11 protein-coding genes and 1 pseudogene are annotated in these 16,918 nt (G+C 66.3%); 6 read left to right on the top strand and 6 right to left on the bottom strand.

Going from position 1 to position 16,918, the window contains the following annotated elements; genetic code table 11:
* The first annotated feature begins 127 nt into the window (after positions 1–127).
* Together ABIA70_RS13955 and ABIA70_RS13950 are read left to right on the top strand one after the other, a co-directional pair.
* Positions 128–1,726 (top strand): AMP-binding protein, encoded by a 1,599-nt coding sequence (locus ABIA70_RS13955; protein ID WP_354148146.1) that lies wholly within the window; start codon positions 128–130, stop codon positions 1,724–1,726.
* 70 nt (positions 1,727–1,796) lie between these two features.
* Positions 1,797–2,237, top strand: coding sequence for an SRPBCC family protein (locus ABIA70_RS13950; protein ID WP_354148145.1), 441 nt, complete (start codon positions 1,797–1,799; stop codon positions 2,235–2,237).
* Here the strand turns inward: ABIA70_RS13950 and ABIA70_RS13945 are convergent.
* Positions 2,175–3,770: a carboxylesterase/lipase family protein gene (locus tag ABIA70_RS13945; protein ID WP_354148144.1), complete on the bottom strand. Its 1,596-nt coding sequence runs from the start codon at positions 3,768–3,770 to the stop codon at positions 2,175–2,177. The genes ABIA70_RS13950 and ABIA70_RS13945 overlap by 63 nt on opposite strands.
* A 109-nt stretch (positions 3,771–3,879) precedes the next feature.
* Here ABIA70_RS13945 and ABIA70_RS13940 point away from each other — a divergent pair, with 109 nt between their 5' ends.
* Positions 3,880–4,074, top strand: a complete 195-nt coding sequence (locus ABIA70_RS13940; protein WP_354148143.1) for a hypothetical protein — start codon at positions 3,880–3,882, stop codon at positions 4,072–4,074.
* Positions 4,075–4,110: 36 nt separating this feature from the next.
* Here the strand turns inward: ABIA70_RS13940 and ABIA70_RS13935 are convergent, their stop codons facing one another.
* On the bottom strand, positions 4,111–4,395 hold the full coding sequence (locus tag ABIA70_RS13935) for a DUF427 domain-containing protein (RefSeq protein ID WP_354148142.1): 285 nt from the start codon (positions 4,393–4,395) through the stop codon (positions 4,111–4,113).
* Positions 4,396–4,443: 48 nt separating this feature from the next.
* The gene (locus tag ABIA70_RS13930; RefSeq protein WP_354148141.1) at positions 4,444–4,911 is read right to left on the bottom strand and encodes a DapH/DapD/GlmU-related protein; all 468 of its coding nucleotides are present in this window, start codon (positions 4,909–4,911) and stop codon (positions 4,444–4,446) included.
* Between the two features lie 303 nt (positions 4,912–5,214).
* Between ABIA70_RS13930 and malQ the strand changes: the two genes are divergently transcribed.
* Positions 5,215–7,452 carry a 4-alpha-glucanotransferase gene (gene malQ / locus ABIA70_RS13925; RefSeq protein WP_354148140.1) on the top strand — a complete coding sequence of 746 codons (2,238 nt, stop codon included), beginning with the start codon at positions 5,215–5,217 and terminating at the stop codon, positions 7,450–7,452.
* Between the two features lie 113 nt (positions 7,453–7,565).
* Positions 7,566–8,492: an SDR family oxidoreductase gene (locus tag ABIA70_RS13920; RefSeq protein WP_354148139.1), complete on the top strand. Its 927-nt coding sequence runs from the start codon at positions 7,566–7,568 to the stop codon at positions 8,490–8,492.
* Positions 8,493–8,502: 10 nt separating this feature from the next.
* Here ABIA70_RS13920 and ABIA70_RS13915 read toward each other — a convergent pair whose 3' ends face one another.
* Positions 8,503–11,619 (bottom strand): alpha-amylase family glycosyl hydrolase, encoded by a 3,117-nt coding sequence (locus ABIA70_RS13915; RefSeq protein WP_502917205.1) that lies wholly within the window; start codon positions 11,617–11,619, stop codon positions 8,503–8,505.
* Between the two features lie 393 nt (positions 11,620–12,012).
* On the opposite strand from ABIA70_RS13915, the gene ABIA70_RS13910 reads away from it, so the two are divergent.
* Entirely contained in the window at positions 12,013–12,864 is an 852-nt protein-coding gene (locus tag ABIA70_RS13910; protein WP_354148138.1) for a putative protein N(5)-glutamine methyltransferase, read from the top strand.
* A 242-nt stretch (positions 12,865–13,106) separates the two neighbouring features.
* Here ABIA70_RS13910 and ABIA70_RS13905 read toward each other — a convergent pair.
* Positions 13,107–14,345: pseudogene (locus ABIA70_RS13905) on the bottom strand (IS256 family transposase).
* A gap of 206 nt (positions 14,346–14,551) precedes the next feature.
* The gene (locus ABIA70_RS13900) at positions 14,552–16,387 is read right to left on the bottom strand and encodes an HNH endonuclease signature motif containing protein (protein ID WP_354148137.1); all 1,836 of its coding nucleotides are present in this window, start codon (positions 16,385–16,387) and stop codon (positions 14,552–14,554) included.
* Positions 16,388–16,918 lie beyond the last annotated feature (531 nt).

Raw genomic sequence — 16,918 nt, 5'->3', positions numbered from 1 at the left:
GCGCCCGCTGACGCCCGCCTTTGGTGAGGTCCTAGGATGGGGAAGGTAACGCGTACCTTCCCGTCAATGGCGCCGGGCCAGCCCGGACGGCTGGCCTCCCGGCTGTCAACGTCCGTAGGAGTCCTCCATGTCTGCACCAGCCCTCAGTGTCGAGGCCGCCATCAGGATGTACGCGGGGGAAGGTGCCTGCGCCGCCGAGCTGTTGTGCGACGGACATGAACCTGACGCCATCGCGTTTACCCTCATCGAGGCGGACCTTGCGCATGAGGACATCACCTACGGGCAGTTGCGTGAGCGTTCCGAGCGCGGGGCCGCGGCGCTTGCCGGGCTGGGAGTCGGGCCCGGTGACGCCGTCGCCACGCTGATGGGCAAATCGGCTGACCTGGTGGTGATGCTCCTGGCGATCTGGCGGCGCGGGGCAGTCCACGTCCCCCTGTTCACGGCGTTCGCCTGGCCCGCCATCGAACTTCGACTGAACGCCTCCGGCGCCAAAGTGGTCATCTCCGACGAGGACCAGCGGGGGAAGATCCAGGACACCGCCGCTGCTGTGGTGGTCGCCGGGGACCGTGTGGCCGGGAGCGACCTTTCCCTGGGCAGGCTGCTGGCATCCCACGAGCCGGGCATCGCGGCCGAGGCTGTCGGTGGTGACGGCACGTTGGTGCTCATCTTTACGTCCGGGACCACCGGGGCGCCCAAGGGGGTTCCGGTCCCGGTCCGGGCACTGGCGGCCTTCCGCCAGTACATCGAATACGGCCTGGATGTCCGCGAGGACGATGTTTTCTGGAATGCCGCGGACCCTGGCTGGGCCTACGGGCTGTACTACGGAATTCTGGGCCCGCTCGCTGCGGGCCGCCGCAGCCTGCTGCTGCACGCCGGGTTCTCCCCGGAACTGAGCTTCGCCGTCCTGGAACAGTTCAAGGTGACCAACTTCGCTGCCGCTCCCACCGTTTACCGGACCATGCGGTCCAAGCCCGCAGCGGCAAAAAGCGTCCGCCTCCGCCGGGCGTCCTCCGCAGGGGAGCCGCTGACGCCGGAAGTGATCTCCTGGGCCGAGGACACGTTCGGCGTCCCCGTCCGGGACCACTACGGGCAGACCGAGCACGGGATGATGATCATCAACGCCTGGCATGATGACCTGCGAAGGGAGCTACGCCCGGGCTCGATGGGCCATCCCCTGCCGGGCTGGACCTGTGCTGTGCTCAAGGACTCCGCCAACGAACCGGCCGCCCCGGGGGAGATGGGACGCGTGGCGGTGGACACTGCCAACAGCCCGATGATGTGGTTCACCGGCTACCGTGACGCGCCGGAGAAAACGGCTGAGCGTTTCAGCGAGGACGGCCGCTGGTACATCACCGGGGATGCGGGCATGGTGGATGAGGACGGCTACTACTACTTCTCCTCCCGGGACGATGACGTGATCATCATGGCCGGCTACCGGATCGGGCCGTTCGACGTCGAAAGCGTCCTCTCCCAGCACCCCGCCGTGCACGAGTCAGCGGTCATCGGGGCGCCTGACGAGCTCCGGGGCGAAGTCCTGGAAGCCTACGTGGTCCTGACCGGCGGCACCTCGGGTGACGATGCCCTGGTCACGGAGCTGCAAAACCTCGTCAAAACCCAGTACGCTGCCCACGCCTTTCCCCGGCGCATCCACTTTGTCGACGAACTCCCGAAAACACCTTCCGGCAAGGTACAGCGCTTCATCCTGCGCCAGCAGGCCCGGTCCTGAAACTCCCTCGCAAGGTGGGCAGCCTACTCTGCTCGTCGCCAAGATCCGCCCGGGTTCCTACACTGGGTGAATGATCACAGTCGCCGGATCCATCGAAACGAAACTGTCCCCCGAGAAGGCCTTCGCCTTTCTTGCTGAATTTGAGAACACCAGCGAGTGGGACCCCAGCACGCCGGTGATGGACAAGCTCACTCCCGGCCCGGTGGCGGTAGGCCACCGGTACCACGCCGAATCCGAGTTCCGCGGCAAGCGCCAGTCCCTCGAGTACCAGGTGATCGAACTGACCGGCCGCCACATCAAACTCCGCGGTGAGAACAAGACCGTCACAGCCTACGACTCCATCGACGTTGGCCCCTCCGGCCAGGGATCGCTGGTCACCTACACCGCCGAATTCGAGATCAAGGGCCCGGCAAAAATTCTCCAGCCCTTCCTTAAGCCCGCTTTTATGTCACTGCGGGATCCGGCCCTGAACGGGATCCGGGACACCCTGAACTCTCTCGCCGCCCGCTGAGCCCAGCCAGAACTCCCGGAGCGACCCGCGCGGATCGGCTTCGACGCCGGGCCTCTCGTCAAGGATCATGGTGTGCCGGTCCGGCGATGAATATTTCGGCCATTCCGGCAGCCCCTCCGCGTCCGGAGCGCCTGCACGGGCGAATGCTGCCCACGCCGTGCTCATTGCCCGGCTCAGGCCGGTCGGCGCTGTTCCGCCGGTCAGGAACCTGGCTTCGCGGTTGCCGGTCTGCCGGAACACAAACGGAATCTCCAGGGCATGGCAGGCACCCAACCTTCCTCCCAACGCGGGGCTGGGCCAGGTGAACAGGTAACTGAAGGTGGCGCCGGCCGATCCCTCGCGGGCATCCAGCAGCCGGTTGGTGGGTTGGCGGTACTGCACGTCGGCCAGGCAGGCCTCCAGCTGTTCCCGGCCATCAGGATCCCTCCCCAGGCTGTCGGCAAGGGCGGCCGCGAAGCCGGGACGGGCTCTGGCGGGATCCGGAAAGTGTCCGGTGACCACCAGCTCCACCCGGTCCTCAAACAGCGGCGGGTCACTGGGAAAATCCGGGCGCATTTCAACAGCAAACGAACCCTCGTTGAGGTTGGTCCCCACCAACAGGTCCACGGCCGAACTCCGGCCGTGCAGGACGGCGTCCAGCGGCGGTTCCGGCAGGGACGGCGTCCCCACTGTGGGCTGGAACGGCAACGGCACGCCGAAGCTGTGCGGCGCGGCGGCGTCCGTGAGCGCTTTCTGGGCCTCGAGGAGCTGCGCGGCCGGCAGGGTGAGCAGCTCGGCCGCTCGTGCCTCGTCCAGTCCGCACAGCCGGAGGAAGTCCCGCGCCACCTGCGCGGATCCGGTGGCGGTCCTGAACCTCTCGGCCGTGCCGCTTTGCATGATGGCGCGGCGGAACAGCCCGTCCGACGCCGGCATGCCCAGGAGGGTGCCGACGGCCGCTGCCCCCGCAGACTCACCGAACACGGTGATGTTGGCCGGATTCCCGCCGAACGCGGCGATATTCGCCACAACCCACCGCAACGCTTCCAACTGGTCCAGGAGCCCCGCGTTGGACGAGTCCTCGTACCCGGGTCCCAGCAGCTCCGGCACATGAAGGAATCCAAACGCGCCCAGCCGGTAGTTGAGGGCAACCACCACAACGTCCGTCGCGGCAGCCAGCGGCCCGCCGTCGTGCATGCTGCCGTTGTTGGATCCGCTGAGATAGGCGCCGCCGTGGATCCACACCATCACCGGCCGCCCGGCGCCGTCCGGTGCGGGGGTCCACACATTGAGGTTGAGGCAGCGGGCCTCGTCCCACAGGTCGGCAAAACCGGCCGACGGCGGCGTGAAGTCATCAGGATTCTGCGGCGCCATGGCGCCGGGTGCGGTGCAGTCGCGGACACCTTCCCAGGAACGGACCGGGACCGGCGGGAGGAAACGGCCTTCGCCAGCGGGGGATTCTGCGTACGGAATGCCCCGGAAACAGTGAACCGGAAGGCCGTCAGGGGCTTCGAACCTGCCGCGGACGCTGCCCAGAGGAGTGGCTACGAGACTCATGCAAGTTCACCCTACTCATAGTTGAACGGGGGTGGGTTGTTTCTGCTGTTCGACTCCACGGGGGAGTGTCGGCGCCCCGCTGGAGTCGGGCTGGATTATGCTCTCTGGCGTGGAAACTGCGGGAATTGAAGTCGACGGCGCGACAGCCGGGATACTTGCGGCCGAGATACCGGTGCTGGCCGGTCAAGCCAGCATCGAAGAGCTGCTCCCGGGGGTGCCTGGCGTCCCTGCACCCTGGGCATCACCGGTCGCCTCTGCTGTTGACCCAGTAGTGGCCGAGGACAGCCAGCCGGCGCTCTTCTGACAGGACGCGTCTGGCCGCGTGCCTGACGCGCAGCGCCTACTCTTCGATGGTTACACCCCGCCAGAAGGCGACGCGGTCCTTGATGGACGCCGCAGGTTCCTTGGGATCGGGGTAGAACCACGCGGCGTCGCTGTTCATTTGACCGCCGACCTCCAGCGTGTGGTAGCTCGCCTGGCCTTTCCAGAAGCAGACAGTGGTTTTGTCGCTGTCCTTGAGGAAGGTGGCGTTGACGGCATCGCGCGGAAAATAGTGGTTGCCCTCCACCATCACCGTGTCCTCGGATTCGGCAATGACCTGTCCGTTCCAGATTGCCCTGACCATGGAGTGTTCCCTTCGTTGATGAAACCCCCGCCGACAGGCAGGGGGAACTTATGCGGCCAGGCGGCCTTTGGACTTCCGTGCCTGGCGATGCTCGGCAGAGGTTCGCGCCGCCGTCGTCCGCCCGGCAGGGCGTGATCCGGCCACAATTTCGCTGCCATCGGGAACTGTACTGTCCGCGTGGAGATGGATTCCATGCTCAACCAGGACGCCGGAGCCGATGCGCGAATGGCTGCCGATGTGTGCCCGGCTGCCGATTACTGTGCCACGGCCAATGCGTACGCCGTCGCCGATTACCGTCCGGTCACCGATCCTTGCTTCCCGGTCGATCCAGCTCCCGTGCCCTACCCGGCAGCCGGAACCGATGTGGGCGCCATGCTCCACATAGGTCATCGGCCCGATGCGGGCGTTCTCGGCAACCACGGCTCCCGGTGCTACGAGTCCGCCTCCATTGGCATGGCGCATATACCGGGTGACCTTGCCGGCGTCGTCCTCAACTGAGACAAATTTCGCGTTCATTCCATTCCTTGATCAAACCGCGGGTGTATTGCCCGCATTTGGGTTAACGTCCTGCAACACAAACGGATTCCCTCAGGGCAGCGGCCGGTTACCCAGGCGCACCCGTAACAGTCATTCGTGGCCGGGACTCTGCTGGATGGCCCGTCACCCAAGGTGGGGCTGCGCAAGTCCTTTTCACCGGCCTACCGTTGCCCTGCAATAATCGGACCTACGGTTGCCGGGGAGTGAAAACCCAGGTGCACCAGGTAGCAGGCACGCAACAAGGTAAGTTCAGGCCCATCCCACCAGACGAGGCGGACATCCATGAAGGCTCCAGACCAGCAGCACACCCAACTCTCCGGCACGCCAGGATCCCCTGGGCCGGTTGGAACGGCAGGTCATGAGCCCTTGGACCATCAACTGCTTCAGCGCCTTGCCGACGCGCACGGGGTGGGCACATCGTTCCAGGGCTGGGACGGGCTGCCGCACAGCGTAGCGCCCGAAACCCTGGTCAAGGTCCTGGCATCGCTCGGCGTCCAGGCCCAGACAAACAACCTCATTGAAGCCGCCCTGGCCGAGGCCGAACTGGCGCCCTGGCGGCGGATGCTGCCGCCCGCCGTCGTCGTCCAGGAAGGCGAAACGGCGCTGGTTCCCGTCCACGTCCCGGACGGCGCCACGGCACGCCTGAACATCGTGCTTGAGTCCGGGGCGGGGGTGGTGGAAGCCGCCCAGCAGGACATCTGGGTGCAGCCACTGGACGTGGACGGCGTACCCACCGGCCGTGCCACCTTCGCACTTCCGCACCACCTGCCGCTCGGCTGGCACACACTTCAGGCAGAGTCCGACGGCGTCACGTCCGAGGGTGCGCTGGTGGTGGTCCCGTCGCGGCTCACCACTGCCGGGCCGCTGCTGGAGCGCCGTGGCTGGGGACTCGCCACCCAGCTGTATTCCGTGCGGTCCAAGCGTTCCTGGGGCGTGGGCGACTTCGCCGACCTCGCGGACCTGGCCACCTTGAGCGGCCAGCGGGGAGCCGACTACGTCCTGGTCAACCCGTTGCACGCTGCCGAACCTGTCCCGCCGGTCCAGCCCTCGCCCTACTCCCCGTCCACGCGCCGCTTCTTCCATCCGATCTACATCCGGGTGGAGGCCATCCCCGAACTGGCCTACCTCAAACCCCGGAAGCGCGCCGCGGTGGACAGGCTCCAGGAGCAGGTGCAGGGCCTGAACAGGGACGGGGACCGGCTGGACCGCAACGCGGTCTACGCCGCCAAGCTTCAGGCCCTGGAATTGCTGTACCACGCACGGCGCTCGCCGGCGCGGCAGGCGGCGTTCGATGAGTTCTGCCGGATCTCAGGGTCCGGCCTGGAGGACTTCGCACTTTGGTCGGCCATCCGCGAGGACCTGGCACCGGAAGATCCGCTGTGGAAAGACCCGGACTGTGCCCTTGGCTCTGCCGAAGCCGAGTCCCTGCGGTCCAAGCTCGCGGACCGGATAGGGTTCCACCGCTGGCTCCAGTGGATCTGCGACGAACAGCTGGAGGCCGCGCAAGTGGCTGCCCGCCGGGCCGGGATGCGGCTGGGAGTGGTGCACGATCTGGCCGTGGGCGTCGACCTGAGCAGTGCCGATGCCTGGACTCTTCGCGGCGTCCTGGCGCCGGGAGTCAGCGTGGGCGCTCCGCCGGACATGTACAACCAGCTCGGCCAGGACTGGAACCAGCCACCGTGGCACCCGGGCCGGCTGGCCGAGGCAGGCTACGCTCCGTTCCGCAACATGCTCGCCAGCGTCCTGCGGCACGCGGGCGGCATCCGCGTTGACCACATTCTGGGCCTCTTCCGGCTGTGGTGGGTCCCGGCCGGCAACTCCCCGCGGGAAGGCGCCTATGTGCGGTACGACCACGAGGCGCTGATCGGGATCCTGGCGCTTGAAGCCCAGCGGGCCGGTGCAGTGGTGATCGGCGAGGACCTCGGAACCTTCGAGCCGTGGGTGCGGGACTACCTTGCCGCCCGCGGCATCCTGGGAACCTCCATCCTCTGGTTCGAGAACGACGGCGACTCGCCCCTTCCGCCCGAACGGTACCGGACGCAGGCCCTCGCCAGCGTGAACACCCACGACCTGCCGCCCACCGCGGGCTACCTCGCGGGTGACCACGTGGGCCTCCGGAGCCGACTGGGCCTGCTGGAACGGTCCGAGGCCGAGGAACGGGCCGAACATGTGGCCACGCTTGAAAAAATGATGGGCCTGCTGCGGGAACGGGGCCTGCTGCCGGAGGGCGGCGCTGCGGTCAGTGGTGGGGCAGGTCCGGCGGTGACCGAGGAACACACCATAGAAGCGCTGCACCGCCTGCTGGCCCAGTCGCCGTCGGTATTGCTGGGTGTGGCACTGGTTGATGCGGTGGGGGAGCGCCGCGTACAGAACCAGCCGGGAACCACCGAAGCGCTGTATCCGAACTGGCAGGTCCCGCTGGGCGATCCGGACGGCCGGGCCGTGCTCATCGATGACCTGCCCACCAATGCCCGGTTCAACTCGCTGCTGGCCGCGGTGGACGAGGCATTGCGGTCTTAAGGGGCTGGCGGGTCTGTCTGCCTGGGACGACAATGTGAACACGGCGGCGTCGGTGATGGTTGGCCGCCCCACCGGAGATGCTGAGGCGCGCGCGTTCATAGGAGGAACACCCCATGGCAGACGGACCCGTACTGGTGGTGGGCGGCACGGGCATGCTGGGCAGCCAGGTCGCCACCGAGCTGCTCAAACGCGGTAAGCAAGTAAGGGCGCTGGTACGTCCCGGCTCGGACGCTTCCCGGCTTGAGGCCGCGGGCGTGGACATTGCCCGGGGCGACATGCTGGACGCCTGGTCGCTGCTGCGGGCCATGGAGGGCGTTGACGCCGTGATCACGTCGGCCGCGGGCTACACCAGGCACCGCAAAGGCGACACCCCCAAAACCGATTCCGTGGGGAACTCAAACCTGGCCGAAGCAGCGAGCCGCTCAGGCATCCGGAGATTCGTCTTCACCAGCATCCTCACCTGCGATCAGACGCCCCAGGTTCCGCATTTCTGGCACAAGAAACTGACGGAGGACAAGCTGCAGGAACTGGGGGTCCCGTTTGTGGCACTGCGGCCGGGGGCGTTCCTGGACCAGGTCACGCGGTTCGGCGGTGACCCCCTTAGCAAGGGGCGCCTCATGTGGATGGGCTCCCCGCAGATTCCGCTGACGTTTGTGCTTACTTCCGACGTCGCCGCCTACCTTGCAGAGGCGGTCGACCTTCCAGGCTTGGAAGGGCAGCGTATCGACATCGGCTGGGACCGGGCATTGGGGATGCAGGAGGTCGCGGACATCATGGGCAGGCTCTCAGGCCGGCCGGTCCGCGTCCGGTCCATTCCCCTGGGTGTCCTGCGGGTGGCGGGGACCCTGCTGGCTCCGGTCAATCCCATGGCGAAGGACGCGGCCGCCATGATGGAGTGGTTCCAGTCGGGCCGGTACGTCGCCGACACTGCTTTGCAGCGGCAGTTCTTCGGCGAGCCTCCAACTGCCGAGGTTGCCATCAGGCGGGTTGTCGCGGGCCTGGGGCATACGCTTCCGCACCCAGGCCCGCGACGCCGCTAGTCTCCTCGGGCTAGTCCACCGTGAGCAGGTGGGTGAAGTGGTCGTACCGGAAGGTGACCGCTCCGCCGTCGTGCTTGTAGGTGATGTTGCCGCCGTTGGGCACGCCGTCAGCGCCATAGTTCTCTGTCCAGCCGCGGTTCAGCGCCGCCTTGAACTCATACGTGCCGGCCAACAGGTTCGTCACGGCCAGCTTCCAGACCATGGTTGTCGGGTCCAGGGTCAACTGCGCCTGGTCGCAGGTGGGGTCCCAATCGGCCGCACACCCGAGTTCGTCGTCCAGGCTGCCAGCAATGGCCACCGCCTGCGGCTGTTGTGAGGCGTAGACCGCACTGAGGACATGCGTGCTGTTGTCGTAGCGGAAAGTGACTGGCCCGCCAGGGTGGTCCAGGACGATGTTGGCCCCGCCGGGAACTCCGTCCGCGCCATAGTTCACATCCCAGTTGCCGTTGAGCGCCGCCTTGTATTGGTACCGCCCGGCGTTCAGGTTCACCGTCAGCCGCCAGATGTGGTCCGCCGGATCCAGTGTCATGAACGCCGCTTGGCAGGTCGGGTCCCAGTTACCTGGGCAGCCCATCTCCAGGTTCAGGTCGCCGGCAACTGTCACCGAGTCAGGCTGCGGGGCCTCGCCCACAAACACGGTCCGCGGCTCGCTGGCCACGCTGAAGCCGGGCCCGGTCATGGTCGCCCGGTACTGGACCTGCGTGCCATCCGCCAGGTCCAGCGGTGTCAGGTCATCCGTTACGGAGTACACGGGTGAGGAATCATCGGAACCAACAGCAGTCCAGGCGCCGCCTGCCACACTGCGTTCGAAGGACACCACGTGGCTTGCCTTTTCGGGGTCCGCGGTGGCGCTCAGCTCCACGGCACCTTCGACGCTGCTGCCCTCCACGGGCTTCTGCAATGTCAGGATGGGGGCGGGAACTGCTGCTGCGCGGGACTGGCTGGTAGCGGTGTGGCCGCCGTTGTCCAGTACGGTGGCCCGGTATTCGAGGGCGGTGCCGGCATCCAAGGCCGCAACGTCGTGGAACACCTGGTACGGGGCGGTGTCATCGGTGCCGATGGGCGCCCAGCCACCGCCTGCCGTTTTCGCCTCGAAGGTGACCTCATAGAACGAGGCACCGTCGACGTCGGCCGTTACCTTGATCCGGCCGTTGTCCGCGGGTGCCGCGGCAGGTTCCTGGAGGGCGACGGCGGGTGCGGCTTTCGAGTGCGGAATGCGGCCCGAGGACTGGTAGACCACTGCCGACAGCGGCGGAACGGTAACAGTCAGTTTCCCCTCCGCTGAGGTCTTTACCTCGGCGGCGCCATCGCCGTAGATCTTCGTGTAACTGCGCTTGCCGATGTAGGTGGGAACGTCCGCAGTCTGTGGCTGCTCGCTGTTGTTCAGGGCAACAACGTATTCCCGCTGTTCTTCCGCGTCAGTGCGGGAGAACGCGTAGATGCCGGAGCTTCCGGACGCGTACCGGTGCTGGTGGGCGCCGTCGCGCAGGGCAGGGTGTTCCTTGGTCAGGGCAGCGAGCTGGCTGATCTTGGAGTACAGCGGGTGGGTGGCATCGAAGTTGTCTGTGGCATGGGTGGCGTTTGTACCCAGCAGGTCGTCGTCGAGATATTCCGGCACCTGGCTGGCGAAGAGCGTCTGCCGGGCGTCCTGGTCGCCGCCGGGGCCGGTGAAGCCCTGCTCGTCGCCGTAGTAGATCACCGGATTTCCACGCGAGAAGTACATCAGCTCGTGGGCCAACTGGTCGCGGGCCACCTGCTCCGAGTCGTTTGCGCCCGGGTTGTCGGCGGCGATGAAGCTGCCGATCCGGCCCATGTCATGGTTGCCCAGGAACGTGGGCAGCTGGTAGACGTTGGAATCGGCGTCCGTGTACCAGTCGTCGCCGGCGAAGAACGACTCCAGGGAACGGGTGTCCTGGCTCTTGGAGGCGAAGTTGCGGGCGGCGTCCTGGAAGGGGAAGTCCAGTACGGCCTGCATCTGGTTGCGGGTGGTGAACTGCGACGTGAAGCTCTTGGTGGTGTCGAAGACCTCGCCGAACATGAAGAACTCGTCCTTGCCCTGTTCATGGGCGTAGTTGAGGACGTCCGGGCCGAACTCCTGCCAGAACTCGTTGTTGACATGCTTCATGGTGTCGATCCGGAAGCCGTCAACGCCGAATTTGCCGATCCAGGTCTTGTAGATGTCCTCCATCCCTTTCACCACGGTGGGGTGCTCGGTGAAGAGATCGTCCAGGCCGAAGAAGTCGCCGTAGTAGGAGTCCTCGCCCTGGAAGGTGGTGTCGCCGCGGTTATGGTAAAGCGTTACATCGTTCAGCCAGTTGGGAACCTTCAGGTTCTTTTCCTGGGCGTCCAGGACGGGCGTGTAAGGGAAGGATTCTTTGGCGTCGAGCTTCGGAAAACTCTCCGAGCCGGCATAGTCACGGTCGTCGAACTCCACCCTGGCCGCCGTCTTGTACGGTTCGGCGTCCTTGGAGATGTAGGACTTCCGGGCGCCTTCCTCGTAGCCGATAACGTCCGCCGTGTGGTTGGTGATGATGTCGAAGTACACCTTCATGCCGCGCGAGTGCGCCTCGTCGATGAGGGCCTGCAGTTCGTCGTTGGTGCCAAGGTGGGGGTCGATCTGGGTGAAGTCGGTGACCCAGTAGCCGTGGTAGCCAGCCGACTTGTCCTCCGTCTGGACGGCTTTGTTCTTGAAACTGGGGGTCAACCAGATGGATGTGGTCCCAAGGCCTTGGATGTAGTCGATCTTGTCCAGCAGGCCGGCCAGGTCTCCACCGTTGTAGAAGCCCTTCTTGGTGGGGTCGAAGCCGGACACCATTGGATCGGTGCCCAGCCCTCCGGTGTCGTTGGCGGTGTCCCCGTTGCTGAACCGGTCCGCCATGACGAAGTAGAAGTTCTCGTCCGTTACCGGAGCGCGGAGGGAATGGAGGGCCGACGACGTCCCGGAATTCGGGTCTGGCGCCTTGGGGTCGGGTGCCGCCTGGGCGGGGAGCACCGCGGTTGCGGCGGCGACGGCCGCTGCAAGGATGCCGGCTCCGGCGCGAAGGAGTGGTGCGCGTTTGGATGCCGGGCGGCTATGGGCGCCTGGCTGGAGGCTTGGGGTGGAGCCTTTGAGGGTGCGGGTTTTCACGTCAGGAGAGACCTTCCTGGTAGCGGCGTTGCTTTACAGGCTGTGGTTTGTTCGGTGGCCGCTTACATGGTTTTTGGGCCATCCGGCGGTCGGGGATTCGATACGGCTTACAGGGCGATGTGTGATCGCCGTTACTGTGAACCACGTCAGACTGTAAACGCTTGCATCCAATAAATCCAGTCTTTTGATAACGGCCTCCAAGGGTTAGTCTGCCGCCGCCCATGAGTGCACGCCTCCTGGTGGGAGTGTCGGTTAGCATGGAGTTTCCGCTAGATAGGGAGGGACGTTTGGTCCAGATTCGTGTGGTCGCTGCGGATGCTGATTCCCTCCGCTGGTGGGACCGGCAAAGCCAGGGGTGTACCCGAGCGCAGCTGGGACGCTGAAAGGCTTCCCATGCCAGCCAGTGATTTGCGTCCAGCTTCCTTCGCTGACATTTGCGCACGGCTTCGGTCCGCTGGGTGTGTCTTTGCGGAGGAAGAAGCTCAGCTCCTCCTGTCCGCGGCGTCGGGCCCTGCGCAACTTGCTTCATGGGTGGAACGTCGAGTCGCCGGCTACCCGCTGGAGCATGTCCTGGGATGGGCACAATTCTGCGGGCTCCGGATTGAACTGGACGCGGGCGTTTTTGTTCCCCGCAGCCGCACAGAACTCGTAGTCGAGGAGGCCGTCGCCCTGCTGCAGGCGGTCGCTTTACTGCAGGCCAAGCGGCCGCTGGAACACCGCGAACGAGGGTCGACCGCCGTCGTGGTGGATCTTTGCTGCGGGTCCGGTGCCGTTGGTGCGGCAATCGCGGCCCGGATTCCGGGAATTGACTTGCATGCCGCAGATGTGGACCCCGCCGCCGTCGACTGTGCGCGCCGGAACGTTTCCCCGGCGAGTGGCACGGTCCACCTGGGCGATCTTTTTGATGCCCTGCCGGCCGCACTAAAGGGGAAGATCCAGGTCGTGGCGGTCAATGCCCCCTATGTTCCCACCGGCGCGCTCAACACCATGCCCCAGGAAGCCCGTCTGCACGAAAAACGAACCGCGCTCGACGGGGGACCGGACGGACTTGATTTCCACCGTCGCATTGCGGCGGGGGCGCCGGAATGGCTACTCCCGGGCGGGAGCATCATCATCGAAACCAGCCAAGGACAGGCTGCCCAGACGGCCGAGATCATGGCCCGAGCGGGACTGGCTGTCCGTATAGTCCGCTCTGATGAGCTCGACGGCACCGTGGTTGTTGGCACTACTCGTCCGCCTGCCTGATCAGCCCGGGCCGCCTGCTTGATTACCCCACCCGCCGGCTGGTCTGCCTGAGTAACCCGCTGGCGGGCTTGTCGGAGTAGCCCACTGGCTGACCGCTGACTAACCACTGGGCAGGTCCGCCAGCCTTCGTCGATCCATCACAGCGGCCCCGCGGACTCGGCCCCTCGGACTGAGGTCCCGCGGACGCGGCAACGGAGTTTCTCGGGGGACTGTCCGATTTTCGGTGGATCCACGGTTGGCATTTAGTTGATTCTTCCGTCGAAGCTGATGGCGAAGGCGTTGAGCGCCGGCTTCCATCGTGTGGCCCATCGTGCCCTGCCTTTGCCTGTGGGGTCTAGTGCCCTGGTGGCGAGGTAGAGGCATTTCAGGGCGGCCTGCTCGGTGGGGAAATGGCCCCGGGCCCTGACCGCGCGCCGGTAGCGGGCGTTGACGGATTCGATGGCGTTGGTGCTGCAGATGACCCGCCGGATTTCCACGTCGTAGTCCAGAAACGGCACGAACTCACTCCGGGCGTTCTCCCACAGCCGGGTGATCGCCGGATACTGCTTGCCCCACTTGCCCGAGAACTCGACGAAGCGCTCCTTCGCCGCGGCCTCGGACGGTGCCGTGTAGACCGGGCGCAGATCACGGGACATTTCGTCCCAGTACTGCCGGGCGGCATAGCGGAAGGTGTTGCGGATCAGGTGCACTATGCAGGTCTGCACGACAGCGAGCTGCCAGACCGTGGTGATGGCCTCGGGAAGGCCCTTGAGCCCGTCGCAGACCGCGATGCAGACGTCCTCGACGCCGCGGTTTTTGATTTCGGTCAGCACCGAGAGCCAGAACTTTGCCCCTTCGCCGCCGTCCCCTGCCCACAGCCCGAGGATGTCGCGTTCGCCGTTGACGCTGACGCCGATGGCGACGTAGACCGGCCGGTTGGTGACCTGCCCGTCACGGACCTTGACGTGGATCGCGTCGATGAACATCACCGGGTAGACCCGGTCCAGGGGCCGGTTCTGCCATTCGGTCATCTCTCCGATGACCTTCTCGGTGATGCGCGAGATGGTGTCTTTGGAGACCCTGGCGCCGAACACCTCGGCGAAGTGGGCCGCGATTTCCCCGGTTGTGAGCCCCTTCGCGCTCAACGACAACACGATCTCGTCAACACCGGTCAGCCGGCGCTGCCGCTTGCGGACGATCTGCGGATCGAAGGTCGAGCCGGTGTCCCGCGGGGCATCGATCTCCACGGGCCCGATCTCGGTCAGCACGGTTTTCGTGCGGGTGCCGTTGCGGGAGTTCCCGCTCCCGCGCCCGGACACGTCGTGCTTTTCGTACCCGAGGTGTTCATCCATTTCCGCTTCCAGCGCGGTCTCCAGGACATTCTTCGTGAGCCGGTTCAACTACCCGTCAGGGCCGACGAGGTCGATGCCCTGCTCCCTGGCCTGGGCCAGGAGCTGCTGCGCTAACTCTTGCTGATCCACATCAGTCGCCATGGGATCCATGGTTCCGCTCATGATCAGTCCTCCCCGCCAGGCAACGCCCGGCGTGTCAGGCCAACCGTGGATCCACCGTTATTCAGACAGTCCCTTTCTCGGCGCGGAGCGTCCGCGCAGGAGACTCGGCTCCGTCGGGCCCGGCCACGGAGTGCTCGGCTTGGAACGCGCGCCTCGCAGATCTTTACCGTGTTCGTAGTAAGCCTGTTTGAGCTCTATTCGCGTAGGGGTGGGGGTGGTGGTTTGAAGTAGTGGTTTTGTTGGGGTTTTTGGGTGGGGTCGATGTGGGGTGGGGGTGTGAACCATGGGGTGCCGTTGTGGGTGGTGATGGTCCATTGTTCTTTGTGGATGAGGTGGTGGTGGTGTGAGCAGAGGAGTGTGCCGTTGTTGGTGTTGGTGGGGCCGTTGTGTGACCAGTAGGTGATGTGGTGGGCTTCGCACCAGGGGGCGGGGATGGTGCAGTTGGGGAAGGTGCAGCCTTGGTCGCGGGCGGTGAGGGCGAGTCGTTGGGCGGGGGTGAAGAGGCGGGTTTTGCGGCCGAGGTCCAGGATTTCGCTGTGGGTGCCGAGGAGGGCGGGGATGATGTCGGCGTCGCAGGCGAGTTTTCGCAGGGTGGCGGCGGTGACGGGGCCGGTGAAGGCGTAGTTCCCTGTTCCGTTGGTTGGTCCTCCGGTGCCGGTTCCGTTGGCGGGTTCTGTGGTGCCGGGGCGGTGGTGTTGGGGGAGGAGGTCCTGGTAGTGGATGGTGGCGAGGATTTGGGGGCGGTTTCCGCCGGTGGTGGGCAGGGTGTTGGTGGTGAGTGCTGCTTTGATGGCGCCGATGATGCCGTCGAGTTGTTTTTGGGAGCGGGTGCGCCGGTCCAGGTCCGTGTCGGGGCCCGGGTCCGCCCAGTCGTCCTGGCCGGTGCTGCCAGCGGTGCGGCCGGCTGTGCTGTCATCCGTGCCGCTGTCTGTGCTGCTGCCGCCGGTGGTGGGGGTGGTGGTGCGGGGGTTGGTGGCGGCGTTCATGGCGGCGAGGAGTGGTTCGTATTGGTCGGTGGTGGCGAAGATTTCGAGGTGGTGCAGGCCGTGGCGTGGTTTGCGGATGAACGCGCCCTGGGTGTGGCGGAGGGCTTCTTCGCTGGGTTCGGTGCCGTCGGCGTCGAGGGTGTCGGACCAGCGGCGGGCGACGCGGGCGAGGAAGTCCGGGTCGGTGGTGGCGGCGGTGCGGGTGAGGTCGGTCTCGATCAGGGTGAGGGTTTCGGGGGTGGTGCGGTGTTGGAGCCGGTCCAGGGTGAGGCTGATGATGGTCCCGGCCCGGGAGGACACGGCAGGGCAGGCCGGCGCGGGCCCTGAGGCACTGTCTGCACCTTCGGTCTCACCGGCGCCGTCGGCACAGGTGGTGGGGGTGAGTCCTGCGGCGAGGTGTTCGCGTGGTGGTGGGGTGGTGTCGCCGGTGAGGGTGGTGGCGGGCAGCGCGGCGTGGGCGAGGTGGAGCCGGCGGTGGGCTTCGCTCTTGCCGATCCGGAGCCGGAGGCGGAGGAACTCGGCGGTGTTCGCGCACCCGTCGTCCGCCGGGGACGCGGGAACGGTTGCCGCGGGCCGGGCGCCGGCAACTGCAGTCCCCACACATCCAATGGATCCGGCAGGTCCGGGATTCCCAGCGGGCCAGATGGCGTCGGTTTCGTTGAGGGTTTCGGTGCCGTTGTCCCAGCCGGTGATCCATCCCCGGCCTGTGTGGGTGCGTGCGGTTGCGGCGGCGGTGATGGCCTGGTTGCGGGTCCTGTCCACGGTCCCGGCGGCGAGGATCTGGAGGTACTCCACGGTCCGGGAGATGTCCTCCACGGTGCCGGCGAAATCGGCGGCTTCTGCGTAGCTGGCCATCGCGAGCCGGTCGGGCGCTGCGGCGGCGACGGCGTTAGCCGCGGTCAGCAACGCGGCGAGCCGCGCGCCGGGCGCCGTCCCATCGGTGGAAGCGCTCCCAACTGGGGCGTGGGCAGCAGGCGGGGCCGGGCGCGTCAGCACGGCCGTGCTACCGCCGTGCTCCGTAAGCTGATCCCCAAAAGCTTCCATGGGAACAGTCTTCCCGGAGGGTCTGACATTATTGCCGGCGTCGGCGGTGCCGCCGCTGGAAGCGCCCCCAACAGGCGGATCCCCAACAGGGGGATGGGCAACAGGCAGAGCCGGGCGCGTCAGCACGGCGGTAGAAACGCCGAACCCGGCGAGCTGATCCCCAAAAGCTTCCATGGGAACAGTCTGCCGGGAGGGTCTGACATTATTGCCGGCGTCGGCGGTCCCGCCGCTGGAAGCGCCCGCAACAGGCGGATCCCCCAAAGGGGCGTGGGCAGCAGGCGGGGCCGGGCGCGTCAGCACGGCAGTAGAACCGCCGGACCCGGCGAGCTGATCCCCAAAAGCTTCCATGGGAACAGTCTGCCGGGAGGGTCTGACATTATTGCCGGCGTCGGCCGCCCCGCGACTGGAATCGCCGCCAACAGAGGCTTGGGCGCCTGGCGGGACGGCGGGCGTGAGTACGGCGGCAGAACCGCTGAAACCCGCAAGCTGATGGGTGCTGGCACGAAGGAGGACGATTGGTCCTAGGCACAG

Origin of the sequence: Arthrobacter sp. 754, assembly GCF_040548695.1 — a bacterium.
In the GTDB taxonomy this organism is placed as follows: Bacteria; Actinomycetota; Actinomycetes; order Actinomycetales; family Micrococcaceae; genus Arthrobacter.
The sequence above is the reverse complement of the archived record's forward strand: the minus strand, read 5'-3'. Positions and strand labels throughout refer to the sequence as shown.